This window comes from Cupriavidus sp. PET2-C1 (assembly GCF_054515855.1).
The window spans coordinates 3764987-3790191 of record NZ_CM137259.1; the positions used below are offsets into that span (position 1 = coordinate 3764987).

Below are 25205 nucleotides of genomic sequence, written 5' to 3' on the forward strand. Positions count from 1 at the left end.
GCCGGCGCGGCTCAGCCACCCGCGCTGTCCGGCGCTTCGATGCGCAAGGTCAGGACAAAGGCCTTGGCCGGCAGTGTATCGCGTGCGGCGGGCGCCAGCATGCCGGTCTGCGCCAGCAGCGCGTCGATGGAAATGGTGCCGTAGCGCACCTGGGCGTCGTTGGCGCCGCATAGCTCGCGCGCCATGAACAGCCCGAGGCCGGTGCCCTGGGCGTTGCTGGTAAAGAAGGGCTCAAACAAGGTGCGCTGGTGCTCGCGCGACACCTCGACGCCATCGTTCCAGACGATCAGCTCGGCATGGTGCTGGTCCAGCGCATGGGCCAGCAGGCGGATCGCCCCGGGCAGGCGGCTGCAATAGCGCCAGGCGTTGTCGAGCAGGTTGCCAAGCACCTGCTGCAACTGGGAGGCATCGAAGATGACCGGGCGTGCCACGTCCACCGTGAGCCGGATGGCATTGGCGTTGATCTCGGCCGGACGCGGCACGCGCCGCGCGCCAACCGGGTCGTCGCTGGCGGAGCGGGCGCGCATCTCCAGCCGCCAGCGGCCGACGATCTCCGGCAGCGCCTGGTTCAGGTCCACCGTGGTGCGCTCGGTGCGCGGGCGGCGCGACATCTGCAGCACATCCGAGACCACCTGGTCGAGCCGGCCCACATTGTCGTGAATGATGCGCAGCAGCCGCGCATCCACATCGCCCTCCGCGCGCCCCGCCTCGCCCGGGCGCGCGGCCCGGCGGCTGGTTTCGGCCAGCAGCTCGCTGGCCTGGCTGATGGCCGCCAGCGGATTGCGGATCTGGTGCGCCACGCTGGCCACCAGGCGCCCCATGGCGGCCAGCTTCTCCTGTTGCACCTGCTCGGCGATGCGCTCCCAGCTTTCGATATGGACCAGCACCGTATCGCGCATCTCGCTGCGCAGCAGGGCCTCGTCCTCCGGGCGCCACGCCATGGCCTCGCTCTGCGCGATGGCTAGGCGCAGCCGGGCCGCCGCCTCGGGCGACAACTCGTTCCAGGCGCCGGTGTTCATGGCGTTCTGCGCACTGAGCGAGACCGACATCGAGGACGCGAAGGTAGAGCGCAGACTGGCCAGCCCCGGCAGCAAGAAGCGCAGCCGCAGCCGCGTATGCAAGATGGGGCCACGCCCCGAGGATGGCCGCGACGGCAGCGGCAGCAATTGCAGGATGCGGGGCGCATCGTCCTTGCTGCGCACCCAGTCGCGCAGCATCTCCATCAACGGCTGCAGGCGGGGGATCTGGCGCAGGTCGAACAGCGCATCGCGCCCATTGGCGGGCGTGTCCGTGGGCTTGCCCCGCTCGGCCGGCTGCACGCCCAGCAGCACCACCGCGGCCGGGTTGGCCGCCACCACCGCGCCGTTGGCACGCAGCAGCATCACCCCGTCCTGCATGTCGTTGACCATCAGGCGGTTGACCAGCTGCTGCAGGCGCAGCTCCTGCTCGCGCGCCAGCGCCAGCCGCTCCTGCGCAAGCTGGCGGTTGGCCAGCAGGTACATCAGCGAGGCCGCGATCATGAAGACCAGCCCATACAGCCCCGAGCCCAGCAAACCCGCGTCGGCCTGGCGCAACAGCAAGGTCTGCGCAAAGGGGGCGCTCATCACCAGCAGCGCCGAAGCTGCCGCGGCAAACAGCGCGAACAGCAGGCTGGTAAGCGCGCCGGCCTGCAGCGCGGGCAGCAGGAAGATCATGGCGAGCCCCTCGCCGCGATGGCCCTGCGCGTGAAAAATCAGGCCCAGCAGGGCGAGGTCGGCCAGCACCTGGAAGCGCACCCGCAGGTGAAAGCCGCGGCGCCACCAGAGCGTGGCGACCACCATCACCAGCGCCACTACGGCATAGGGCACGGCCAGCGGCAGCGCGGCCAGGCCGCTGCCGAACCCGCCGCCCATTCCGCTGGCCAGCGCCTGCGCCGCCCGCTCGGCCTCGGCGCGCTGCGCCGGCAGCCAGGCGTAGCCCAGCAGCAGCGCGGCTACCGCCAGCCGGGTCCAGCAGAAATAGCGCAGCAAGCGCCAGTGGAATTCAGGAGGCTCGGGCTGCCGCCACATCGCCGCGAGGGCGCGCCAGGCATTCAGGCGGGACCAGAACGAGGCAGGCCCGTTCATGCGGCAGGGCTATCCGGATCGCTATCGGCCGGCAGGTGGGCACGCCGGCAGTAATGCAAGCCGCGGAAGGCGATCGCTTCGCCCTGCGGCAGGTGCACCCCGCAGCGCGCGCACTGCACCATGGCTTCCTGCGGGGGGGCAGGCTGGTTGCGCACCGGCGAGCCTTGCGCGGGACCGTGCCGGGCGGCGCGGTCCTCCCGCAGGCGCGCCTCGGCGCGCTGGCGAAGCCACCAGAAACAGGCCAGCACGACAGCCAGGACAAGGAAGATGCGTGCCATGCCGGCCTCAGATTCGGTGCAGTATGACTTCGATGACGAAGCGGCTGCCAACATAGGCCAGCAGCAGGATGCCGAAGGACGCAATCACCCAGCGCAGCGCGGTGCGCCCGCGCCAGCCGTAGAAGGTGCGCCCGGCCAGGATGCCGGCGAACATCGCCCACGACAGCAGCGCGAACACGGTCTTGTGGTCGAGCCGGAAGGCCCGGCCGAACAGTTGCTCGGAGAACAGCAGGCCCGACAGGATCGTCAGCGTCAGCAGCACGAAGCCGGCGCCAATCAAACGGAACAGCAGCTTCTCCAGAGTCAGCAGCGGCGGCAGTAGGTCGAGCCAGCGGCCCACCCACTGGGCCGGCTCGCTGGTCTTGCCCACCTGGGGCGAACGGTTGAAGCCATGCAGGCGGCGCTCGGCCAGCAGCATCAGGAAGGCATGGAAGGCCGCCAGCGTGAACAGGCCATAGGCCACGTTGGCAATGATGAAGTGCAGCTTGAACAGCGGCCGTGCCGCATAGCCCAGGATCTGCGCGCCGGGAAACGCCAGCGGCATCAGGCTCGCGAGCATCGCCACCGGGACCACGATCAGCCCGAGGCCGGCCAGCGAGAAGAAGAAGCTCTCGATCCAGTAGATGCCCACGCCCAGCCAAAGCATGGCCGACAGCGCAAAGGCAAAGCCGAACACCATGCGGTCGGCCGGGAAGATGGTCTCGTGCAGCAGCAGGCCGTGGCTGGCCACCGCGGCCAGCATCAGCGCGTGCCACCAGGCCGGGCGGCCCTCGCCGCGCCCGCCGGCCCCACCGCCGCCGCCGTGCAGCAACGCGGTGGTCGCCGCGCCCCCAATGGCACCGCCGGTGCCGGCAGCCGATAGCTGCGGGTTGCGCGTCGCCCAGCCGTGATAGGCCAGGCCGCAATAGAGAAGTGCCGTCAAGGCATACAGTACAATGGCCATTTGCACAGTTTACCTTAGCGCCCCGTCCCGGTGGCGCCCCGCTTGAGCCGGGCCAAGAGCCAGCCTCAAGCCTCGATCAAGCTCTATCCCCCGGACTTCTGCCATGCTGGACAATCTCACTCAACGCCTGGCGCGGGTCGTCAAGACCATGCGCGGCGAGGCTCGCCTGACCGAAGCCAATACCGCCGAAATGCTGCGCGAAGTGCGCCTGGCCATGCTGGAGGCCGACGTCGCCTTGCCGGTGGTGCGGGAATTCATCGCCCGCGTGAAGGAAAAGGCACTGGGCGAGGACGTGGTGTCCAGCCTGACGCCGGGCCAGGCGCTGGTGGGCGTGGTGCAGCGCGAGCTGACCGCCGTCATCGGCGGCGAGGAAAGCCTGTCCGCCGACAACAAGAGCGGCGAGCTGAACCTGGCGGTGCAGCCGCCCGCGATCATCCTGATGGCCGGCCTGCAGGGCGCCGGCAAGACCACCACCGTCGGCAAGCTGGCCAAGTGGCTGAAAGAAAACAAGAAGAAAAAGGTGCTGACGGTCTCGTGCGACGTCTACCGCCCCGCCGCTATCGCCCAGCTCAAGACCGTATCCGAGCAGGTCGGCGCCGATTTCTTCCCCTCCGAGCCTGACCAGAAACCGGTGGACATCGCGCGCGCCGCGGTGGACTGGGCCCGCAAGCATTATCACGATGTGCTGATTGTCGACACGGCTGGCCGCCTGGGTATCGACGAAGCCATGATGCAGGAAATCGCCGCGCTGCACGCCGAGATCAAGCCGGTCGAAACCCTGTTCGTGGTCGACGCCATGCTGGGCCAGGACGCGGTCAACACCGCGCGCGCCTTCAATGACGCCCTGCCCCTGACCGGCGTGGTGCTGACCAAGCTGGACGGCGATGCGCGCGGCGGTGCCGCGCTGTCGGTGCGCCACATCACCGGCCGCCCGATCAAGTTCGTCGGTGTTGGCGAAAAGCTGGACGGCCTCGAGCCCTTCTACCCCGATCGCATGGCCCAGCGGATCCTGGGCATGGGCGACATCCTCGCGCTGGTCGAGGAAGCCCAGCGCGGCGTGGACATGGAAGCGGCCGAGAAGCTGGCCAAGAAGATCAAGAAGACGGGCGACTTCGACCTGGAAGACTTCAAGGCGCAGATCGGCCAGATGAAGAAGATGGGCGGCCTGGGCAGCCTGGTCGACAAGCTGCCGGCGCAGTTCGCCCAGCAGGCGCAGGGCGCCAATATGGACGTGGCCGAGAAGCAGGTGCGCCGCATGGAAGGCATCATCAACAGCATGACGGCCGCCGAGCGCGCCAAGCCCGACCTGATCAAGGCCAGCCGCAAGCGCCGCATCGCCACCGGCGCCGGCGTGCCGGTGCAGGAAGTCAACCGCCTGCTCAACCAGTTCGACCAGATGCAGAGCATGATGAAGAAGCTCAAGGGCGGCGGCATGATGAAAATGATGCGCTCGATGGGCGCGATGAAGGGCGGCATGAAGGGACTCTTCAACCGCTAGGCCGTCTGGCACGGCGGTGCCCGCTCCCCGGGCGCCGCGTCACCCGCAAAAGACAAAGACTGAGACAGGATCCACATCATGATGACCGCCGAACAGGCCCGCGAACTGTGGGCCAACTCCGAGGAAATCGTCAGCGCCGAGGCCGTCCAGGCGTCGCTGGACCGCATGGCGGGCGAGATCACGGAAAAGATGGGCGATACGTTCCCGCTGGTGCTGTCGGTGATGGGCGGCGCAGTCGTCTTCACCGGCATGCTGCTGCCCAAGCTGGCGTTCCCGCTGGAGTTCGACTACATCCACCTCTCGCGCTACAACAACAAGACGGTTGGCGGCGAGATGCAATGGCGCGTGGCGCCGCGCGAATCGGTCAAGGGCCGCACGGTGCTGGTACTGGATGACATCCTGGACGAAGGCGAGACCATGGCGGCCATCCGCGAGCGCATCATGGACATGGGCGCGACCAATGTCTACGCCGCCGTGCTGTGCGAAAAAGTGCTGCAAAAGGCAAAACCCATGCACCCGGACTTCTGCGGCTTCACCGTGCCCGAGCGCTATGTCTTCGGCTGCGGCATGGACGCCCATGGCTACTGGCGCAACCTGCCCGCCATCCGGGCCTTGCGCTAAGGCCTTGTAAGGCCTTGTATGGCCTTGCGCCCAGGCCTCGCGCCCGGTCTGCGCGTTACGGCCTGGCGCTGACGATCGGCCACAGCGAGGCCAGCAGCAACAGCGCCATCGCCACGTTGAACAGGCGCAGCACCCGGGGCTGCGCCAGCCAGCGCCGCATGGCCGAGCCGAACACGGCCCACATCGCCACGCTGGGCAGGTTGATCACGGCGAACAGGCCGGACAGCAGCAACACATTGAGCCAGACATTGCCGTGCAGCACGTAGGTACTGCACGCGCCCACCGCCATCACCCAAGCCTTGGGATTGACCCACTGGAACGCGGCGGCCGCCAGGAAGCCCATGGGCTTGCCCACCTCCTGGTCCTGGATGCCGCCAGCGGTCGCCAGCTTCCACGCCAGCCAGGTGAGATAGACCACCGCCACCACGCGCAGCGCCTGCCAGGTCCACGGAAACACCGCGAACAGCGAGCCCAGCCCGAGGCCGACCACCGCCACCATCAGGCCGAAGCCGATGCTGATGCCCAGCACATGGGGCACGGTGCGGGCAAAGCCGAAATTCACGCCCGAAGCCAGCACCATGGTGTTGTTGGGCCCCGGGGTGATCGACGACACGAGGGCAAACGCGCAGAACGCGGCAAACACGCCGGATCCGGCAACAAGCTCGGGCACTGCCATGACTGGCTCCATCGAATACGAAAAGGAATGGAGCTAGTCTAGCCATGCAGAACTGTACAGTACCGGTACAGTTGACCAGAAAACTGGCGATACGGCTTGGCGAGTAGCAGCCGCATCATGCCGCGTCATGCCGCCTTATGCCGCCTTATGTCGCATTGAGCGCGTTCGCCGCCACCACCAGCGCGATGCCCCACAGCACCACACCGGTAGCCCGCTCCACGCCGCGAACCGAGCGGGCAAAACGCGTGCGTACCAGCGGATGGCGCACGCCCCAGGCCACCAGCATGTCCCAGGCGAACACCATGGCAAACATCCAGGCGCCGTAGCCCAGCTGTGCTGCCAGCGGCGTGCGGGTGCCGGCCAGCACCGAGAACAGGCTGGCGTAGAACAATGCATTCTTGGGATTGAGCACGGCAGACAGGAAGCCCGTCACCAGTTGCGCCGCGTACGCCGAGCGGCCGGTGCCCTGCACTTGCTGGCTACCTGTGCCGTTTGCCCCATCTGCGCCATCTGCACCATCGGCGCCGGGCAGCGTCGTCTCGCCGCTGGCACGCAGCAGCCGCCAGCCCAGCCACGCCAGGTACAGGCAACCCGCCCACTGCAGCAGCATGAACACGCCTTGGCTGGCGCGGGTAGCAGCCAGCCCGGTGATGGCCAGCCCGATGAACACGCCGTTTCCCAGCGCGATGCCCAGGCAGACGGCGCTGGCGCGGCCCACGCCATGTACCAGCGCGCTGCGCACTACCAGGAAAAAGTCGGGGCCCGGGCTGAGCAGGGCAAGAAAATGCGCGCCCGCCACCATGGCAAATTGGCCGAGGCCGGAATCAACAGGGAAATCCACGCCAGTCCTTTCGTGTCTTCGGATGAAGCACGAAGTCTGGGCCGCGAGGGGGTGGCTAGTATTGGAGAAAATTGCGCGCGGCGGCTCAGCCGCTGCGCCGCTGATAACTGCGCGGCGTCAACGCCACGCGCTGCTTGAAGGCGCGCTGGAAGTGGCTTTGGTCGGAAAAGCCCAGCGCCTGGGCGATCTCCGCCGGCGCCCCGCCCGCGCGCAGCAGCTGGCGCGCGTGGTTGATGCGCAGATCCAGCTGGTAGGCATGCGGGGTCATGCCGAGGTCGGCCCGGAAGGCGCGGATCAACTGGTAGCGGCTCATGCCGGCGCCGCGCGCCAGTTCCGCCAGCGGCAGTGGCTCCGCGTGATGCGCATGCAGGAGCGCGACCAGGCCGGCTAGCCGCGCCTCCGGCGTGACTGGCTGGCGCGGCGCGCGCACCGCCTGGCGCTGGTCGGCACCGCCGAGCAGCGCGGCCACGAAGCCGCCTAGCGCCGCTTCCTTGGTGGCCTGCGGGGCTGCGGAGAACAGCACATCGTTCAGCCGGCACAGGCCGGCATAGGTATCTGGCGCGCTGGTGACGCGCACCCGCGCCAGCGCCGCGGGCAACACCGCCACGCCACGCGCCTCCAGCACCGTGCCCACCCATGCCGGGTCCAGGTGCAGCATCTGGTAGCTCCAGCGCGCGTCGGGCTCCGGATTGCAGGCGTGCACCTGCCCGGCCGGGATCACCACCACGTCGCCGGGCGCCAGCCGTACCGACTCGGTCTCGGTGCCAAACAGGCTGTGGCCGCCATCGACAGCGCCAATCGACAAGGTGGGATGGGTATGCGGCAGGTAGGCCGCGCCGCTGTCGCTGGCGCAGCGGCTCTCGACGTACGGCATGGCGGGATCGAACCAGTAGCGTGCCTGCCCTGCGGTGTTGCCGGCGCGCATCAGTCGGTCCGGTACGGACGTTCGCGCAGCCACTTGGTGGCGATCCATTTCTCGCCCGCTGCAACGGGCAGGCCCGCATGCAGGGTGCGCTCGTCCAGCGCGCCGTCGGACTTGCGATAGCTGAAATAGACCGCGTTGCCCTTGACCGGCGCCACCTCCAGGCCAAGCCTGGGGAAGGCCGTGGCGCCACCCGCCGGCGGGCTGTTCAGGTAGATCACCAAGGTGGCGACGCGTTGCCCGCCGACCTTGAGCTGGCGCGCCTCGCCGGGGCGCTGCGGGTTAAAGAAATCGTAGTGCGGCTGGTACTCGCCGCCAGGCTTGTAGTTGAGGATCTGCAGGCCTTCACCGCGGTCCGCGGCAATCCCGGTCACGGCGGCGATGCAGTCCTCGATGCGCTCGATCAGCGCATGCTCGCCGACCTGGAACATCGCGCCCAGGCTGGTGCGCGCCTCGATCAGGTTCTCGTCGCCGGTGTCGGGGTTGATCACGGGTGAGCGCACCAGGCGGCCGCGCGCCAGCTCCACCAGGGCGTCGCACTCGGCATCGGTCAGGAGTTGCTGGTACAGGGTCACGCGCGGTGCCGCGAGCGTGAACAAGATGGGAATCTCGCGGCCGGCAAAATGCGCTGCGTTGCGCCTGCCTTGCGCGCCAGTCTGGTCACGGCCACCAGCCTGGTCCCCTGCGCGCCCGGCCGGCTTGCCGATGCCCAGCTCCGCGGCCATCTCCGCGGCGTTGTCCGGCGGCGCCCCCCGCACCTCAGCCCGTGCCGCGGCGGACAACGCCGCGGCCACGGTGGCTTGCGCGAAGGCCTGCTCGTAGCCGGACTGGCACATCGACTGCACCAGCGCCTCGGCGCCAAAGCCCTGTCCGATATGGCGCCGCAGCCAGCGCTCCAGGTCCGCCGAGGAACTGGTGTAGCCCGCCTTGCCGGCGGTGTCGCCAGTGGCGCTGGTGGCGCGGGTGTTGCTCATGATGGATTGGCCAGCCGCTGCGGCGAAAACGGGTTGCGCGCCGGCGCTTCGGGCGGCACCACGCGGCTGCGGGTGCCCGTGCCGGCTTCGGGGTCGCCGGCGACGGTGACCGTGGCTTCGGAATACTGCCAGCGCTTCCACGCTGCCAGCACCGCATTGGGATAGTCGGGGCGGCCGCGGCTGCCGTTATACCGGCCCAGCGCCAGGAACAGGTCGCCCTGCTCGCGGTCCAGGTAGTAGCGCAGGATGGTGCAGCCGTAGCGCAGGTTGCTCTGCAGGTGGAACAGCTTGCGGCTGTCGCTGTCGCCGATGCTGCGCACCCAGAAGGGCATCACCTGCATCAGCCCGCGGGCACCGGCCGAGCTGATCGCGTATTTGCGGAAATTGCTCTCGACCTGCACCAGGCCTAGCACCAGCGCCGGTTCCAGCCCGGCGCGCTTGGCCTCGTAGTAAGCGGTCTCGATCAGTTCGATGCGCACCTGCGGCTCGGGGATGCGCCCCGCGAGCCGGTGCGACATTTCTTCCAGCCACTTGAGGTAGGCCAGCTGCTCGCCGCCAGTGGCAAAGGCCGGGCGCAGCGGGCGGCTGTCGGCGATGGCCGCGGCCAGCGCGCCGCGCACCGAGTCGGCCAGGTCCTCTTCCTTCTGGGCCCCGGCGTGGGCGGCGGCGCTGAGCACCAGCAGCAAGCCGGCACTGGCCCGCGCCACGCCAAGGCGGCCCGGGAACAGGCCCGGCAGACGCAGCGGGTCCAGGAGACGCATGGCGCTCAGGCGGACAACAGCCCGCGCACGTGGGCGACCACGTCCGCGACCGCCAGCTGGGTGGCTTCGGCGTCGCGCCGGCCCTGGTACTCCACGCGGCCTTCCTTCAGGCCACGGTCGCCCACCACCACGCGGTGCGGCACGCCAATCAGCTCCCAGTCGGCAAACATGGCGCCGGGGCGCTCGCCGCGGTTGTCCAGGATCACATCGACGCCGGCCGCCAGCAGCTCAGCATGGATACGGTCGGCCTCGGCCTTGACGGCCTCGGAGCGATCGTAGCCAACCGGGCAGACCACCACCGCGAACGGGGCGATCGAAGCGGGCCAGATGATGCCGCGCTCGTCGAAGTTCTGCTCGATGGCGGCGCCCAGGATACGGGTCACGCCGATGCCATAGCAGCCCATCTGCATGGGCTGGGTCTTGCCGTTCTCGTCCAGGAAGGTGGCGCCCATCGATTCCGAATAGCGCGTGCCGAGCATGAACACGTGGCCGACTTCGATGCCGCGGCAGATGGCGAGCGTGCCCTTGCCGTCCGGCGAAACGTCGCCCTCCACCACATTGCGCAGGTCAGCCACCACGGGCTCGGGCAGGTCGCGGCCCCAGTTCACGCCAGTCAGGTGGTAGTCGCGTTCGTTGGCGCCGCAGACGAAGTCGCTCATGTTGGCGACCGTGCGGTCCGCCACCACGTTGACAGGCTTCTTGGCGCCGATGGGGCCCAGGTAGCCCGGGGGCGTGCCGAACGTCTCGACGATCTCGGACTCGGTCGCGAAGCGGAACTCGGCCAGGCCGGCCACCTTGGACGCCTTGATCTCGTTGAGCTCATGGTCGCCACGCAGCAGCAGCAGCCAGATCTGCACGCCGGCCTCGCCTTCGGTGGCCAGCACGATCGACTTGACCGTGCGCGCCAGCGGGATGCCAAGCAGCTCAGCCACGTGCTCGCACTTGGCCTTGCCCGGGGTGGGCGTGTTGACCATGGCTTCAGCCGGCGCGGCGCGCTGGGCCAGCAGCGGCAGGGCCTCAGCCGCTTCCATGTTGGCGGCGTAGTCCGAGTCGGGGCAGTAGACGATGGCGTCTTCGCCGGTCTCGGCGATCACGTGGAACTCGTGCGAGCCGGAGCCGCCGATGGCGCCGTTGTCGGCCGCGACGGCACGGAATTCCAGGCCGAAACGCTGGAAGATGCGCACGTAGGCGTCGAACATCTTGTCGTAGGACACCTTCAGGCCAGCGGTGTCACGATCGAAGGAGTAAGCGTCCTTCATGGTGAACTCGCGCCCGCGCATGATGCCAAAGCGCGGCCGGCGCTCGTCGCGGAACTTGGTCTGGATCTGATAGAAATTGATCGGCAGTTGCTTGTAGCTGCGGATTTCGCTGCGGGCGATGTCCGTCACCACCTCTTCGGAGGTGGGCTGCACGGCAAAGTCGCGCTCGTGGCGGTCCTTCAGGCGCAGCAGCTCGGGGCCCATCTTGTCCCAGCGGCCGGTTTCCTGCCACAGCTCGGCGGGCTGAATCACCGGCATCGACAGCTCGACCGCGCCGGCGCGGTTCATTTCCTCGCGCACGATGGCTTCCACCTTGCGGATCACCCGCAGGCCGACCGGCATGTAGTTATAGATGCCGGCGCCAAGCTTCTTGATCATGCCGGCTCGCATCATCAACTTGTGCGACACGATTTCCGCGTCGGAAGGGGCTTCCTTTTGGGTGGAAATGAAGAATTGCGAGGCTTTCATCCGTTGCTTTCTCGTGAGGCCATGCACGCCCTGGCAGGTGCCGGGGGCGAGATGGCGCGAATCCGTGGCGCGCGTGCATTATGCGACGCTTTTTGCTCGGGGAAAACCAGCACCCCGTTGCATAAAGCCCCATTACGCGCTTCCTTTATAATCAACCTAATTCTAAAGGATTCGAGGTGCAGTCATGCTCGATCGTGAAGGCTTTCGCCCGAACGTCGGCATCATCCTCATCAACGCACGGAACGAGGTGTTCTGGGGCAAGCGCATCGGCGAACATTCGTGGCAGTTTCCTCAAGGCGGCATCAAATACGGCGAAACGCCGGAACAGGCGATGTACCGCGAGCTACATGAAGAAGTCGGTCTGCTGCCCGAGCATGTCAGGATTGTCGGTCGCACACGCGACTGGCTGCGTTATGAGGTGCCGGACAAGTTCATCCGCCGCGAAATCCGCGGCCATTACAGGGGACAGAAGCAGATTTGGTTCCTGTTGCGCATGGCGGGCCGCGATTGCGACATCCGCCTGCGCGCCACCGACCACCCGGAGTTCGATGCCTGGCGCTGGAGCCATTACTGGGTCCCGCTAGACGCTGTCATCGAGTTCAAGCGCGATGTCTACCAACTCGCGCTGACCGAGTTGTCCCGCTTCCTGCAGCGCAATACCCGTGCGCCGCTGAGCCCCTACGGCACCCATGGCCGGCACGGTTCGGTGCGCGCAGGTTATGCTCGCGCGGGGCTGGACGAGCATCCCGACAGCGTTCCGGACCTGGTGCATCAGGACCTGGCCCACGATCCGGGCCCAATTTCGCCGGCCCAGCCGGCGTCCACAGAACGGAGTACCGATGATTGATTTTGCCGGCCGCGGCTTGCGCCCGAGCCTGCCCGCCGCCTGCTTGCTGGCTGCAACCCTTTGCCTTGGCCTGGCCGGCTGCGGCAGCACGTCCAAGCCGCAGCATGTGCCCATGCCGGACGAATCCGAGGATTACACGCCGAAGAAGGAGTTCAGCATCCTCGATCCGTTCGCTGCGAAGGAATTCAAGGAAGTGGAGACAGCGCTGCCTGCGCTGCCGCGGGATGCGGACCTGATCCCGTTCGAAGTCAGCCCCGCCGGCAACTTTACCTTTGCCGTCGACGGCAAGTCTGTGGCCGTGGGCGCGGACGGCGCGGTGCGTTATACGGTGGTCATCACCGGTGCCGGCGGCATGCGCAATGTGAGCTTCGAGGCCGTGCGCTGCGACACCTTCGAGCGCAAGATGTACGCCACCTTGCCCAGGGGCGCGACCGAGTGGGTCCGCAACCGCTCCGACGACCGCGCTGGCTGGGTCCAGCTGGCAGGCATCGCGCGCAATAACTATGGCGCGGCGCTGGCCAAGGATTTCCTGTGCGAGGGCCGCTCCGCGGCAGGCAAGGCGCAGGACATCGTCAAGGAATTGCGTGGCGAAGCGCCGCGCAAGAGCGCGATCACGCGTTGATGGCGGCAACGGCGCGGTAGTACGGCGCCGGACGATGCAAAAAAGCCCGCGAGCGATCGCGGGCTTTTTTGCATCGTGCCTCGGGACAATCTGTCCGCTCAGACCAGTACCAGGTTGTCCCGGTGGATCAGCTCGTGCTCGTTCTGGTGGCCAAGCACCCGCTCGATCTCGGACGAGGGCTTGCGTGCGATCAGCTTGGCTTCCGAGCTGGCGTAGTTGGTGATGCCGCGCGCCACCTCATGGCCCGCCGCGTCGATGCAGGCAATGACCTCGCCGCGCGCGAACTCGCCCTGCACTTCCACCACGCCGATCGGCAGCAGCGACTTGCCGCCGCTGGTGAGCTTGTCCACCGCGCCGGCATCGATCACCACCCGCCCGCGCAACTGCAGGTGGTCGGCCATCCATTGCTTGCGCGCGGTCAGGCGGCCAGTGGGGGCCAGCAGTTGCGTGCCGATGCCTTCCCCCCCGGCCAGCCGCTCCAGCACATTGGCTTCGCGCCCGGATGCGATCACGGTATGCGCGCCCGACTTGGCGGCGCGCTTGGCGGCCAGAATCTTGGTCAGCATGCCGCCGCGGCCAATCGACGTGCCGGCGCCGCCGGCCATGGCCTCGAGCTCCACCGCGCCAGCCAGCGCCTCGTCCACGAACTGGGCCTGCGGGTTGCTGCGGGGGTCGGCGGTATAGAGGCCCCGCTGGTCGGTCAGGATCACCAGCGCGTCGCCCTCAATCAGGTTGGTGACGAGCGCGCCCAGGGTGTCGTTGTCGCCGAACTTGATTTCGTCGGTGACCACGGTGTCGTTCTCGTTGATGATGGGCACGACACCCAGCGACAGCAGGGTCAGCAGGGTCGAGCGCGCATTGAGGTAGCGCTCGCGGTCGGCCAGGTCGGCATGGGTCAGCAGCACCTGGGCGGTGCGGATGCCGTAGCGGCCGAACTGGCTTTCGTAGACCTGGGCCAGGCCCATCTGGCCCACCGCCGCGGCGGCCTGCAGTTCGTGGATTTCCTTGGGGCGGCGCACCCAGCCGAGGCGCTGCATGCCCTCGGCGATGGCGCCGGAGCTGACCAGCACGACTTCCTTGCCGGCCATGCGCAGCTTGGCGATCTGTGCCGCCCAACGGGCGATGGCCTCGTGATCGAGGCCCTTGCCGTCGTTGGTCACCAGGCTGGACCCAACCTTCACGACGATACGTTTTGCCTGGGCGATGACCGATTGCATGGCGGGAATCCTGTCTGCTGGGTGCTGCTGTTCTTGTCGTTAATTCTGCTCGCCGCCGGACTGGTCGACGTTGTGCAGGCGGTCATCCAGGCGGATGTCCGGCTCCGCCAGCGCGGCGACTTCCTCGGCCTTGATCGCGGCCAGGTGATCCTTGATCGCGTAGATCAGTTCGCGGCAGCCTTCGCCGGTCAGGGCGGAGATGCGGAACACCGGGCCCTTCCACTTGTAGCGCTTGACGAAGTCCTTGACGCGCGCATCGCGCTCTTCCTCGGGCACCACGTCCAACTTGTTCAATACCAGCCAGCGCGGCTTTTCGTACAGGCTTTCGTCATACTTCTTCAGCTCGTTGACGATGGCGCGGGCTTCGGCCACCGGATCCACGGCTTCATCGAACGGCGCCAGGTCGACGATATGCAGCAACAGCCCCGTGCGCTGCAAATGGCGCAGGAACTGATGGCCCAGCCCGGCGCCTTCCGCAGCGCCTTCGATCAGGCCGGGGATGTCAGCCACCACGAAGGACTGCTCGTGATCGACCCGCACCACGCCCAGGTTGGGATGCAGGGTGGTGAAGGGATAATCGGCCACCTTCGGGCGCGCATTGGAAATGTGCGAGATAAAGGTCGACTTGCCGGCGTTCGGCATGCCCAGCAGGCCCACGTCGGCCAGCACCTTGAGCTCCAGCTTGATCATGCGGCGCTCGCCCGGCTTGCCGTCCACCTGCTGGCGGGGCGCGCGGTTGGTACTGGACTTGAAGTGCAGGTTACCCCAGCCGCCCAGGCCACCCTCGGCCAGGCAGACGGTCTGGCCGTGTTCGGTCAGGTCGGCGATCAGCTCGCCGGAATCCATGTCGAGGATCTGCGTGCCGACCGGCATGCGCAGGTTCACATCTTCGCCGCCCGCGCCATAGCAATCGGCGCCCCGGCCATTCTCGCCGTTGCGCGCCACGTGCTTCTTGGCGTAGCGGAAGTCGATGAGCGTGTTGATGTTGCGGTCGGCCACCGCGTAGACGCTGCCGCCGCTGCCGCCGTCGCCACCGTCGGGGCCACCGAAGGGCACAAATTTCTCGCGCCGCATCGATGCGCTGCCATTGCCGCCGTTGCCGGCGATGACTTCAATTCTGGCTTCGTCGATGAACTTCATGATGACCTTCCGTGGTGTAGCGGCCGCAAAGCGCGCGCCCGGCCAGGATGGCAAGGCCGCGGGCGCGGCGAATGGCAACAATGACATTGTCGCCAGAAAAGAAAAAGCCCCGCAAGTACTGCGGGGCCTTCATGCTGCAAAGGCTGTGATCAGACTGCCGGAACGACGCTGACCTGCTGCTTCTTGGCAGCGCCCTTGACGGCGAACTGCACGTGGCCGTCGACGAGAGCAAAGAGGGTGTGATCCTTGCCAATGCCAACGTTATCGCCCGGGTGCACGCGGGTACCGCGCTGACGCACGATGATGCTGCCGGCGTTGATGGCTTGACCACCAAACACCTTGACGCCCAGACGCTTCGATTCGGAATCGCGGCCGTTCCGTGTGGAACCGCCGCCCTTTTTCTGTGCCATGACTAACTCCTGTCGCTTTACTTTACCTAGTTACGCTTGAATTCGATTTCGACGATGACTGAGCGCTGGCTCAGCCAATGATCTCTTCGATGCGCAGCTCGGTGTAATTTTGACGATGGCCTTGACGCTTTTGATAGTGCTTGCGACGGCGCATCTTGAAGATCTTCACCTTATCGTGACGACCTTGGGAGATAACGGTAGCCTTGACGGAAGCCCCGCTAACCAGCGGCGTACCAAACTTGAGTTGGTCGCCTGCGCCCACTGCGAGCACCTGGTCGAGCGTGATTTCTGCGCCAATGTCTGCCGGTATCTGTTCTACTTTAAGTTTTTCGCCAGCAGCAACCTTATATTGCTTGCCGCCGGTTTTTACGACCGCGTACATTGTCGAACCTCTCGATGTGAAATAAAACGCCGAAAGCCAACGCCGGCGCGCCCTTGCGTCCGTTTCATCCCGATCCAGGCAACAACCAGGACAGGGAAAACAGACAAGCCGGACGGCCCAATTGGCCCGGTTATCTCCCACCAGCGCATCTGCAGACAACACAAAGCTGCCGGAGGAAACCCACGATTCTATACCAAAGCCGGGAAAAGTACAAAGAAAACAGACACATAGCCTGCCCGGCGCCGCGTGGCGCCGCCTGAAGCACTTCTCCGCCCACCCGGGTCAGATCAGATCCGCGAGCAGGAAACCCGCCAGGGCGGCGAAAGCTGCCCACAGTGCGGTGCGCCGGAGCTGGCGGCGCGAGGAGGAAGGTGGCTGGGTCATGGCGGCATTATAGGTGCACGGGACCGCCACACCCGCTTTGCGCGTGCAGCGTCCGGGCGCCTTGCCACACCCCCCGTTCAGGGGACATACATACACCCGCATCGCTTATAATCGACGGGTTTTGCGTAACGGTGAACATCTTGTCCCAGTCTTCCGCCACTGCCTTGCTTGCCCCGGTCGCTGCCGACATGCGCGCCGTTGATTCGGTTATCCGCCAGCGCCTCGCTTCGGAAGTGCCCCTGATCGAGCAGATCGGCGAGTACATCATCAGTGCGGGCGGCAAGCGCCTGCGCCCGGTGATCCTGCTGCTGTCCGCACGGGCCTTCGGTTACGACGGCAACCGGCACCACGAACTGGCCGCGGTGGTCGAGTTCATCCATACCGCCACGCTGCTGCACGACGACGTCGTCGACGAGTCGGAGCTGCGCCGCGGCCGCCAGACCGCCAACGCGGTCTTCGGCAACGCCGCGAGCGTGCTGGTAGGCGACTTCCTCTATTCCCGCGCCTTCCAGATGATGGTGGACGCCGGCAGCATGCGCATTATGGAGATCCTCTCCAATGCCACCAATGTGATCGCCGAAGGCGAAGTGCTGCAGTTGCTGAACATGCACGATCCCGAGGTCACGGTGGAGCGCTACCTGCAAGTGATCCGCTACAAGACCGCCAAGCTCTTCGAAGCCTCGGCCCAGCTCGGCGCTGTGCTGGCCGGTGCGGACGCGGCCACCGAAGAAGCTGCCGCGGAATACGGACGGCGCATCGGCACCGCGTTCCAGCTGATTGACGACATGCTGGACTACACCGCCAGCGCCGAGCAGATGGGCAAGAATGCCGGCGATGACCTGCGTGAAGGCAAGCCCACCCTGCCGCTGCTGCACCTGCTCGAGCACGGCACTGTGGAACAACGCACACTGGCTCGCGAAGCCATCGTGCAAGGCGGCACCGAGCATTTCGATGCGGTGTTCACCGCGATCCACGCCAGCGGCGCGCTCGAGGTCACCTTCCAGGCAGCCCAGCGCGAAGCCGAAGCTGCGGAGAAAGCCGCCCAGCAGTTCCCCGACTCCCCACTGAAGCAAACGCTGATCGACCTGTGCGCGTTCTCGCTGCAACGGCAGTCCTGATGCCGAGGCGCGCCGTGCCGGCGCCCTCTTCCATTCCGGAAAAAAGGCTGCTACACTTGTGTGCTTTCGCGCTGCAGCAGTAATTAGGCAGGCAACGCAGAGAAAAACAAACGGGGTGTAGCTTAGCCTGGTAGAGCGCTACGTTCGGGACGTAGAGGCCGGAGGTTCGAATCCTCTCACCCCGACCAGTTTCACGGTCCCCGAGACCGTACAAGAAAGGCCGCACAGCAATGTGCGGCCTTTTTTCATTGGCGTGCCCGGCTCGCCAATCCTGATTCCCACCCCTTCCCCATCCCCCCGCGCAAGTAGGGTTGCGCCCGTGTCGTGCAAACGCCAACACCCTGTCCGGTGCGCCTTTACAAAAAGTGACCCCGGCGGCAAACTGCCCCGATTCGGGGTCCTCGGCCGCTTGCGGCCAATCGTTTTTTGCCATGACACTTGGTCTAGCTCTTGCACAGAGCCGGCGTATCGCGCCGGCCCTGCTCGCCCAGCTTGAACAGTCGGCACGAGAAAAAAAGTCGCAGCTGATCGACGAGATCATCGCCAGCGGCACCATGACTGCACATGATGTGGCGATCTTCGCGGCTGATAAGTATCAGCTGCCGCTGGTCGATCTGAATCAGTACAACCTCAACAAGGTGCCGCCGGCACTGGCGGGCAATCGCGAGTTCCACGCGCACCGCCTGCTGCCGCTGGGCCGGCGCGAGAACCGCCTGGTGCTGGCGTTGTCCGACCCGGGCAACCAGGCCGGGCTGGACGCCATCAAGCAGAAATACAACCTGCCGGTGGAACCCGTCGTGGTCGAGCACGACAAGCTGATGCAATACGTGCGCTCGGCTTCCGACGACAGCGGCGGCACGATCAAGTCGATCGGCCCGGGCCATGTCGAGCGCAAGATGATCGACTACGACCCGGTGGCATCCGCCGGGGCGCTGCGCAACAAGACCGCGGCCGACATCGACGACGCGCCCGTGGTTCGCTTCCTGCACAAGCTGCTGACCGAAGCCTTCCATCGCGGCGCCTCCGATCTTCACTTCGAGCCGTTCGAGACCTTCTACCGCATCCGCTTCCGGGTGGATGGCGTGCTGCAGGAAGTGGCACGGCCGCCGGTGGACATCCGCGACAAGATCTCCACCCGGATCAAGGTGCTGTCGCGCCTGGACATCTCGGAAAAGCGCGTGCCGCAAGACGGCCGCATGAAGCTGCTGATCGCGCTGCCCAAGGAAAAGGGCGGCGACAAGGACGGCAAGGACAGCAAGGAGCCCAAGGAAACCGTGGAGAAGGCGATCGATTTCCGCGTCTCCACGCTGCCGACGCTGTTCGGCGAGAAGATCGTGATCCGGATCCTGGAGTCGTCGTCCGACAAGCTCGACATCGACCAGCTCGGCTACGAGCCGGCGCAAAAGGCGCTGTTGCTGGACGTGATCAAGCGCCCCTACGGCATGGTGCTGGTGACCGGCCCCACCGGCAGCGGCAAGACGGTGTCGCTGTACACCTTCCTGAACCGGCTGAACCAGGGCGACATCAATATCTCGACCGCCGAGGATCCCGCGGAAATCCAATTGCCCGGCATCAACCAGGTCAACGTCAACGAAAAGGCCGGCCTGACTTTCTCCGCCGCGCTGCGCTCCTTCCTGCGCCAGGATCCCGACATCATCATGGTCGGCGAAATCCGCGACCTGGAAACCGCCGACATCTCGATCAAGGCGGCGCAGACTGGCCACCTGGTGTTCTCGACGCTGCATACCAACGACGCGCCGACCACGCTCACGCGCCTGATGAACATGGGTGTCGCGCCCTTCAATATCGCGTCGAGCGTGCTGCTGATCACCGCGCAGCGGCTTGCGCGGCGGCTGTGCACCTGCAAGCGCCCCGGAGAGCTGGCGCGCGAGGTGCTGGCCGACGCCGGCTTCCAGGACGAGGATCTCGACGGCAGCTGGCAGCCTTACCATCCGGTCGGGTGCGAGCGCTGCAACGGCAGCGGCTACAAGGGCCGCTGCGGCATCTACCAGGTGATGCCGATCACCGAGCCGATGCAACAGATCATCCTCGCGCATGGCACGGCACTGGAAATCGCCGAACAAGCGCGTAAAGATGGCGTGCTATCGTTGCGCGAAGCTGGCCTGGCCAAGGTGAAGCAGGGTCTCACCTCGCTCGAAGAAGTGCTGGCCACAACAAATATGTAAAACAACAAAAGATGTCATTAGGGGTCAATCATGGCGACACGCGCACCAGCCGCAGCCGCTCGCAAGGCGGCCGCGCCCAAGGGGAAACCAGGGCGTAAAGCGCCCACGCAGTACCTGTTCGAGTGGGAAGGCAAGGACCGCAAGGGCAAGGCGTTCTCGGGCGAGCTGCGCGCGGAGAGCCAGGCCGAGGTCAATGCCACGCTGCGAAAGCAGGGGCTGACGGTCGTCAAGCTGAAAAAGCGGCGGGCCGCGCGCGGGCGGAAGATTACCCAGAAGGACATCGCGTACTTCACGCGCCAGCTCTCCACCATGCTCAAGGCGGGCATCCCGCTGCTGCAATCGATCGACATCATCGCGCGCGGGCATGCCAACCCCAACTTCACCCAGCTGCTGTCCGAGATCCGCTTTGACATCGAATCCGGCAGCAGCATGGCGCAGGCCTTCCGCCGCCATCCGCGCTACTTCGACACGCTCTACTGCAACCTGATCGATGCCGGCGAGCAGGGCGGTATCCTGGACTCCCTGCTGGAGCGCTTGTCGCTCTATATGGAAAAGACCATCGCGCTGAAGAGCCAGATCAAGTCGGCCATGATCTACCCGATCGCCGTGCTGACCGTGGCCTTCGCGGTGACGGTCATCCTGATGATCTTCGTGATCCCCGCGTTCAAGGGCGTGTTCTCCAGCTTCGGCGCCAACCTGCCGGCGCCGACCCTGGTCGTGATCGCCATGTCGGACTTCTTCGTCGACAATTGGTACCTGATCATCGGCGCGCCGATCATCGGCATCACGATGTATTTACGCGGGCTAAAACGCTCGGAGAAGGTCCAGCGCGCCAGCGACCGCCTGCTGCTCAAGCTGCCGATCTTCGGCTCGCTGTTCCGCAAGGCGGTGATTGCCCGCTGGACCCGCACGCTTGCCACCATGTTCGCCGCCGGCACGCCGCTGGTGGAGTCGATGGAATCGGTCGCCGGCGCCGCCGGCAACTGGGTCTACTACGACGCCACCAAGGAAATCGAGCAATCGGTGCGCATCGGTACCAGCCTGACCAACGCCATGCAGGCCACCCATGTCTTCGACAGCATGGTGTTGCAGATGACGCAGATCGGCGAGGAGTCCGGCGCGCTGGACAATATGCTGCTGAAGGTGGCGGAGTTCTACGAGCGCGAGGTGGATGACGCTGTCGCCGCCATTTCCAGCCTGATCGAGCCGCTGATCATCGTGATCCTGGGCGTGCTGATTGGCGGCATGGTGGTGGCAATGTATCTTCCGATCTTCAAACTGGGACAGGTGGTGTAAGGCATGTGGCTGTTTTCCGCGGATGGCGCCAGTGGCGCGATTTCTTCACTGGCTGCCCCCGCGCAGACCATTGCCGAGCTGGCGGCGCTGCCGCCCTGGTTCCTGGTCGCCGCCGCCGCGCTGATCGGCTTGCTGGTCGGCAGCTTCCTCAACGTGGTGGTGCACCGCCTGCCGCGCATGATGGAGCATGACGAAGCCAACTACATCGCGTCGCTGCGCGACGACCCGATCCCCCACCCCGAGCCCTACAACCTGATGGTGCCGCGCTCGGCGTGCCCGCACTGCGGACACGCCATCGGCGCGCTGGAGAACATCCCGGTACTGAGCTACTTGTTCCTGCGCGGGCGCTGTTCATCGTGCGCCGCGCCCATCGGCACGCGCTATCCGCTGGTGGAAGCGGGCACCGCACTGCTCACCGCGCTGGCCGCCGCGCACTTCGGCCCGACCTGGCAGGCTCTCGCGGCCATCGCCCTGATCTGGGCCCTGATCGCCCTCACCCTGATCGACGCCGACACACAGCTACTGCCCGACCAGATCACGCTGCCGCTGGTATGGCTGGGCCTGCTGCTCAATCTCGGCGGGCTGTTCGCACCGCTGGCGGATGCCGTGATCGGCGCGGCCGCTGGCTACCTCCTGCTGTGGTCGGTGTACTGGATCTTCAAGCTGGTGCGGGGCAAGGAAGGCATGGGCTATGGCGACTTCAAGCTGATGGGCGCGCTGGGCGCCTGGTTCGGCTGGCAGGCCCTGCCGGCGCTGGTGCTGCTCTCCTCCGTGGTGGGGCTGGTTTTCGCGCTTGCCAATATCGCGCTGCGCCGTCAGGATCGCGATACGCACTTCGCCTTCGGCCCCTATATCGCCGGAGCCGGGCTGCTTGTGCTGTTCTTTGGGCCCAATGTGCTGCCGCTGGGCATTGCGGGCTGAACGGGCGCCGGCCGCCGGGCGCCGCAAGGCTGCCCTTATCACACCCACAGCAAGCTTCGAGACCTACATGCTGCAAATCGGACTGACCGGGGGCATCGGCTCTGGCAAGACCCGCGTGGCGGACCTGTTCGCCGCGCGCGGCGCCGCCCTGATCGACACCGACCTGCTCGCGCACGAGATCACCGCGCCGGGCGGGCTGGCCATCCCTGCCCTGCTGGAAGCCTTTGGCCCCGCCTGCCTGCGCGCGGACGGCGCCATGGACCGCAATGCCATGCGCGAGCTGGTGTTCTCGGACCCGGCGGCCAAGGCCCGGCTGGAAGGCATCACCCACCCCCTGATCCGCCAGTTGACCGAGGCGCGCGCCGCGGCGATCCGCGCCTCCGGGCTGCATCCCTACCTGATCTACGTGGTCCCGCTGCTGGTCGAATCGGGCTCATGGCGCGCGCGGGTAGACCGGGTGCTGGTGGTGGATTGCAGCGAGGCCACGCAGATTGCACGGGTCATGGCACGCAACGGCTTTTCCCAGGGCCAGGTCGAGGCCATCATGGCCAGGCAGGCCAGGCGCAGCGAACGCCTGGCCGCTGCCGACGATGTGGTCGACAACGAGGGCCCGCCGGAGGCCCTGCCCGCGCAGGTGGATCGCCTGGACCAGTTGTACCGCACGCTGGCTGGCGCCCGGGCAGTCACGGACTGAGCGACTGGCCGCATTCGCACCAACTTTGTGCAGTGCTGCATGCGGCACCGCAAGTCGGACGTTTCATTGTCCTGTTTGGCGGTCTCGCATAGAATGCGCTGGAATCACGCGGGAAATGGCCGCATACTGCCGATATTGCGGGCCCGGGCCGATTCGCATCGCGCAGGCCCGGATACACCGGAAGCCTCGCCGCTCCGGCAATGCCGCCCGGGTCAGATTGCCCACCCGCCAACCCGCCCTGTTGCACGGATACACCCATTGATTCTGTACGAATATCCTTTTAACGAACGCATCAGGACTCTCCTGCGCCTGGAAGACCTGTTCGATCGGCTGGATTATTTTCTCGGCCAGGATCACGCCCTGCAGCATCACGTGGCGTTGACGACGCTGTTCGAGATCATCGACGTCGCCGGCCGCGCAGACCTGAAGACCGACCTGCTCAAGGAACTGGAACGCCAGCGCCAGGCGCTTGCCGCGCTGCGCGCCAATCCGCAGATCGACCAGGGCGCGCTGGATAGCGTCATCAGCGAGATCGAGCAGGCGATCACCCAGCTTAACCAGTCGGTTGGCAAGGCCGGCCAGCTGCTGACCGACAACGAGTGGCTGACCAGCATCCGCAGCCGCGCCATCATCCCTGGCGGCACCTGCGAGTTCGACCTGCCGGCCTACTACGCCTGGCAACACCGTCCCGTCGAAGACCGCCGCGCGGACATCCTCAAGTGGGCGCGCCCGCTGGTGCCCCTGCGCCTTGGCACCAACACCGTGTTGCGCCTGCTGCGCGAGTCCGGCCAGAGCGGCAAGGTCATCGCCACCGGCGGCAGCTACCAGCAGATGCTGTCCGGTCGCAGCTACCAGCTGATGCAGGTACTGCTGGATGAATCGCTGCTGGCCTTCATCCCCGAGATGAGCGCCAACAAGTACATGCTGTGGGTCCGTTTCACGCAGCAGGATGGCGACTTGCGTCCCCGTTCGGTCGACGCCGACATCCCCTTCCTGCTCAAGCTCTGTAATTTCTGAAGCAATGACAACCGTAGTCAAATGCCCCACCTGCGGCACGGACGTGGCCTGGGTACCCGAGAGTAAATTCCGTCCCTTCTGCTCGAACCGCTGCAAGCAGATCGACCTGGGCGCGTGGGCGTCCGAGAAATACGTGATTGGCGGCAAACCCGGCGAGGAGCCCTCGCCGGACGAGCAAGACGAGGACTAAGCACCGCGCGGCCGTTGCGGCCCCGGTGACCCCGACGACGGCCCCGACGGTTCAGGCGGTGCCGCTCTCGGCAGCCAGCCAGTCCACCACGGGGATCGTAGCCGGCAGCAAGGGGCCCACGTCCACCGGCGCCGATTGCCACGAGAAGGCCTGGCCCTCACGGCCGACCAGCTCGCCCGTCCACGCGGTGACCTTGCAGAAATGCAGGCGCACATAGGCATGCGGATAGTCATGCTCCAGCACGTGCCAGCGCACGCTGGCGCCCACCTCGATGCCGAGCTCCTCATGCAGCTCGCGCGCCAGCGCTTCTTCGACGGATTCGCCCGGTTCCAGCTTGCCGCCCGGGAACTCCCAGTAGCCTTCATAGGGCTTGCCCGCCGGCCGCTGGGCCAGCAGGAAGCGCCCGTCGGGCTGCACCAGCACGCCAACGGCAACCTCGGTCACCTTGCGCGCCGGCGCCGCTGCATCGGTTACCTGCGATGCCTCGCTCATGCCTGGCCGTCCTGCGCCGAGGCCATATAAGGCTTGCCATGCTTGCCGCCCCAGTCGCGGGCGAACTGCCAGGCCACCCGCCCCGAGCGCGAGCCGCGCTCCAGCGCCCACACCAGCGCATCGCCACGTGCTGCGGCGATGTCTTCGGCGCTGCAGCCAAAGTGCCCGAGCCAGTGGCCGACGATGGTCAGGTACTCGTCCTGCTTGGGCGGATAGAACGACAGCCACAGCCCGAAACGCTCGGACAGCGAGATCTTTTCCTCCACCACTTCGCCGGGATGGATCTCGCCATCGTCGGTGTGCCGGTAGGTCTCGTTGTCCTTCATGTACTCGGGCAGCAGATGGCGGCGGTTGGAAGTGGCATAGATCAGCACATTGTCCGACTGCGCGGCCACGGAGCCGTCCAGCGCCGACTTCAGCGACTTGTAGCCCGATTCGCCTTCTTCGAACGACAGGTCGTCGCAAAAGATGGCGAAACGCTCGGGACGCGCCGACAACTGCTCGACGATATCGCCGAGGTCGCCCAGGTCATCCTTGTCCACTTCCACCAGGCGCAGGCCATCCTTGACGAAGGCATTGAGGCAGGCCTTGATCAGCGAGGACTTGCCGGTGCCGCGCGCGCCCGTCAGCAACACGTTGTTGGCCGGCAGGTGCTGCACGAACTGGCGCGTATTGGCCACGATGGCATCCTTCTGCCGCTCGATGTTCTTCAGGTCGTCGAGATGGATCGGCGGCAGCTGGCGGATCGCCTGCAGGTAGCCGATGTTGCCGAACAGGCTCTGCCGCTTGCGCCAGCGGAAGGCGACGGCCTGCTCCCAGTCAGCGTCGGTCAGCTGGGGCGGCAGCCATTGTTCAAGGCGGGCGAGGAAACTATCGAGGCGGGCAGCAAGGTCTGACATGGCGGCTTGGGGGAAAAGCGGATCGTTGGCAGGAAGGCTGGCGG

27 protein-coding genes and 1 tRNA gene are annotated in these 25205 nt (G+C 66.3%); 12 read left to right on the forward strand and 16 right to left on the reverse strand.

The window, feature by feature from the left end; translation table 11 throughout:
• Positions 1-11: 11 nt before the first annotated feature.
• Genes ACX12D_RS16970 through ACX12D_RS16980 form a run of 3 tightly spaced genes read right to left on the reverse strand, consistent with a single transcriptional unit; the run spans position 12 to position 3326 of the window.
• Positions 12-2105: a sensor histidine kinase gene (locus tag ACX12D_RS16970; protein WP_459372034.1), complete on the reverse strand. Its 2094-nt coding sequence runs from the start codon at positions 2103-2105 to the stop codon at positions 12-14.
• Positions 2102-2383: a PP0621 family protein gene (locus tag ACX12D_RS16975; RefSeq protein WP_459372035.1), complete on the reverse strand. Its 282-nt coding sequence runs from the start codon at positions 2381-2383 to the stop codon at positions 2102-2104. Before ACX12D_RS16975 ends, ACX12D_RS16970 begins: the two co-directional genes overlap by 4 nt.
• Positions 2384-2390: 7 nt before the next feature.
• Positions 2391-3326 (reverse strand): cytochrome C assembly family protein, encoded by a 936-nt coding sequence (locus ACX12D_RS16980; RefSeq protein WP_441633911.1) that lies wholly within the window; start codon positions 3324-3326, stop codon positions 2391-2393.
• Positions 3327-3429: 103 nt separating this feature from the next.
• On the opposite strand from ACX12D_RS16980, the gene ffh reads away from it, so the two are divergent.
• Both ffh and ACX12D_RS16990 read left to right on the forward strand, forming a co-directional pair.
• Positions 3430-4824, forward strand: a complete 1395-nt coding sequence (gene ffh, locus ACX12D_RS16985; protein WP_006162498.1) for a signal recognition particle protein — start codon at positions 3430-3432, stop codon at positions 4822-4824.
• A gap of 78 nt (positions 4825-4902) precedes the next feature.
• The gene (locus tag ACX12D_RS16990; RefSeq protein WP_459372036.1) at positions 4903-5445 is read left to right on the forward strand and encodes a hypoxanthine-guanine phosphoribosyltransferase; all 543 of its coding nucleotides are present in this window, start codon (positions 4903-4905) and stop codon (positions 5443-5445) included.
• A 55-nt stretch (positions 5446-5500) separates the two neighbouring features.
• Here the strand turns inward: ACX12D_RS16990 and ACX12D_RS16995 are convergent, their stop codons facing one another.
• The 6 genes from ACX12D_RS16995 to ACX12D_RS17020 all read right to left on the reverse strand — a co-directional run bounded on the left by ACX12D_RS16995 (position 5501) and on the right by ACX12D_RS17020 (position 11346).
• Complete coding sequence (locus tag ACX12D_RS16995; protein WP_459372037.1) at positions 5501-6121, reverse strand: LysE family translocator; 621 nt, start codon at positions 6119-6121, stop codon at positions 5501-5503.
• A 145-nt stretch (positions 6122-6266) separates the two neighbouring features.
• Positions 6267-6962 carry a LysE family translocator gene (locus ACX12D_RS17000; protein WP_459372038.1) on the reverse strand — a complete coding sequence of 232 codons (696 nt, stop codon included), beginning with the start codon at positions 6960-6962 and terminating at the stop codon, positions 6267-6269.
• An 85-nt stretch (positions 6963-7047) separates the two neighbouring features.
• Positions 7048-7887, reverse strand: a complete 840-nt coding sequence (locus tag ACX12D_RS17005) for a helix-turn-helix domain-containing protein (protein ID WP_459372039.1) — start codon at positions 7885-7887, stop codon at positions 7048-7050.
• Positions 7887-8858, reverse strand: coding sequence for a 2OG-Fe(II) oxygenase (locus tag ACX12D_RS17010; protein WP_459372040.1), 972 nt, complete (start codon positions 8856-8858; stop codon positions 7887-7889). Before ACX12D_RS17010 ends, ACX12D_RS17005 begins: the two co-directional genes overlap by 1 nt.
• Positions 8855-9619, reverse strand: a complete 765-nt coding sequence (locus ACX12D_RS17015; protein ID WP_459372041.1) for a transglycosylase SLT domain-containing protein — start codon at positions 9617-9619, stop codon at positions 8855-8857. Before ACX12D_RS17015 ends, ACX12D_RS17010 begins: the two co-directional genes overlap by 4 nt.
• A gap of 5 nt (positions 9620-9624) precedes the next feature.
• Positions 9625-11346, reverse strand: a complete 1722-nt coding sequence (locus ACX12D_RS17020; protein ID WP_459372042.1) for a proline--tRNA ligase — start codon at positions 11344-11346, stop codon at positions 9625-9627.
• Positions 11347-11530: 184 nt separating this feature from the next.
• Between ACX12D_RS17020 and ACX12D_RS17025 the strand changes: the two genes are divergently transcribed.
• Together ACX12D_RS17025 and ACX12D_RS17030 are read left to right on the forward strand one after the other, a co-directional pair.
• Positions 11531-12193, forward strand: a complete 663-nt coding sequence (locus tag ACX12D_RS17025; protein ID WP_043349734.1) for an RNA pyrophosphohydrolase — start codon at positions 11531-11533, stop codon at positions 12191-12193.
• The gene (locus tag ACX12D_RS17030; RefSeq protein WP_459372043.1) at positions 12186-12815 is read left to right on the forward strand and encodes a CNP1-like family protein; all 630 of its coding nucleotides are present in this window, start codon (positions 12186-12188) and stop codon (positions 12813-12815) included. The genes ACX12D_RS17025 and ACX12D_RS17030 overlap by 8 nt, the downstream gene beginning before the upstream one ends.
• A 98-nt stretch (positions 12816-12913) precedes the next feature.
• Here the strand turns inward: ACX12D_RS17030 and proB are convergent, their stop codons facing one another.
• The 5 genes from proB to rplU all read right to left on the reverse strand — a co-directional run bounded on the left by proB (position 12914) and on the right by rplU (position 15964).
• Complete coding sequence (proB, locus tag ACX12D_RS17035; protein ID WP_441633929.1) at positions 12914-14032, reverse strand: glutamate 5-kinase; 1119 nt, start codon at positions 14030-14032, stop codon at positions 12914-12916.
• Between the two features lie 39 nt (positions 14033-14071).
• Complete coding sequence (gene obgE, locus ACX12D_RS17040) at positions 14072-15172, reverse strand: GTPase ObgE (RefSeq protein WP_441633931.1); 1101 nt, start codon at positions 15170-15172, stop codon at positions 14072-14074.
• Positions 15144-15305, reverse strand: coding sequence for a hypothetical protein (locus ACX12D_RS17045; protein ID WP_459372044.1), 162 nt, complete (start codon positions 15303-15305; stop codon positions 15144-15146). The genes obgE and ACX12D_RS17045 overlap by 29 nt, the downstream gene beginning before the upstream one ends.
• A gap of 16 nt (positions 15306-15321) precedes the next feature.
• Positions 15322-15582, reverse strand: coding sequence for a 50S ribosomal protein L27 (gene rpmA / locus ACX12D_RS17050; RefSeq protein WP_006162509.1), 261 nt, complete (start codon positions 15580-15582; stop codon positions 15322-15324).
• A gap of 70 nt (positions 15583-15652) precedes the next feature.
• Complete coding sequence (gene rplU, locus ACX12D_RS17055) at positions 15653-15964, reverse strand: 50S ribosomal protein L21 (RefSeq protein ID WP_006162510.1); 312 nt, start codon at positions 15962-15964, stop codon at positions 15653-15655.
• A 572-nt stretch (positions 15965-16536) separates the two neighbouring features.
• On the opposite strand from rplU, the gene ispB reads away from it, so the two are divergent.
• The 8 genes from ispB to ACX12D_RS17095 all read left to right on the forward strand — a co-directional run bounded on the left by ispB (position 16537) and on the right by ACX12D_RS17095 (position 23770).
• Entirely contained in the window at positions 16537-17466 is a 930-nt protein-coding gene (ispB, locus tag ACX12D_RS17060; protein WP_459374049.1) for an octaprenyl diphosphate synthase, read from the forward strand.
• Positions 17467-17577: 111 nt separating this feature from the next.
• Positions 17578-17654: transfer RNA gene (locus ACX12D_RS17065), tRNA-Pro, on the forward strand.
• 243 nt (positions 17655-17897) lie between these two features.
• Positions 17898-19652 (forward strand): type IV-A pilus assembly ATPase PilB, encoded by a 1755-nt coding sequence (gene pilB, locus ACX12D_RS17070; protein WP_441633935.1) that lies wholly within the window; start codon positions 17898-17900, stop codon positions 19650-19652.
• 30 nt (positions 19653-19682) lie between these two features.
• Positions 19683-20948, forward strand: coding sequence for a type II secretion system F family protein (locus ACX12D_RS17075; RefSeq protein WP_459372045.1), 1266 nt, complete (start codon positions 19683-19685; stop codon positions 20946-20948).
• A gap of 3 nt (positions 20949-20951) precedes the next feature.
• Complete coding sequence (locus ACX12D_RS17080; RefSeq protein WP_459372046.1) at positions 20952-21869, forward strand: prepilin peptidase; 918 nt, start codon at positions 20952-20954, stop codon at positions 21867-21869.
• Between the two features lie 67 nt (positions 21870-21936).
• On the forward strand, positions 21937-22563 hold the full coding sequence (gene coaE, locus ACX12D_RS17085; RefSeq protein WP_459372047.1) for a dephospho-CoA kinase: 627 nt from the start codon (positions 21937-21939) through the stop codon (positions 22561-22563).
• 258 nt (positions 22564-22821) lie between these two features.
• Positions 22822-23580 (forward strand): cell division protein ZapD, encoded by a 759-nt coding sequence (zapD, locus tag ACX12D_RS17090; protein WP_459372048.1) that lies wholly within the window; start codon positions 22822-22824, stop codon positions 23578-23580.
• Between the two features lie 4 nt (positions 23581-23584).
• Entirely contained in the window at positions 23585-23770 is a 186-nt protein-coding gene (locus tag ACX12D_RS17095; RefSeq protein WP_043349767.1) for a DNA gyrase inhibitor YacG, read from the forward strand.
• A 51-nt stretch (positions 23771-23821) separates the two neighbouring features.
• On the opposite strand, the gene ACX12D_RS17100 is transcribed toward ACX12D_RS17095, so the two are convergent.
• Positions 23822-24262 carry an NUDIX domain-containing protein gene (locus ACX12D_RS17100; protein ID WP_183037048.1) on the reverse strand — a complete coding sequence of 147 codons (441 nt, stop codon included), beginning with the start codon at positions 24260-24262 and terminating at the stop codon, positions 23822-23824.
• Positions 24259-25161 carry an ATP-binding protein gene (locus tag ACX12D_RS17105; RefSeq protein ID WP_459372049.1) on the reverse strand — a complete coding sequence of 301 codons (903 nt, stop codon included), beginning with the start codon at positions 25159-25161 and terminating at the stop codon, positions 24259-24261. Before ACX12D_RS17105 ends, ACX12D_RS17100 begins: the two co-directional genes overlap by 4 nt.
• Positions 25162-25205 lie beyond the last annotated feature (44 nt).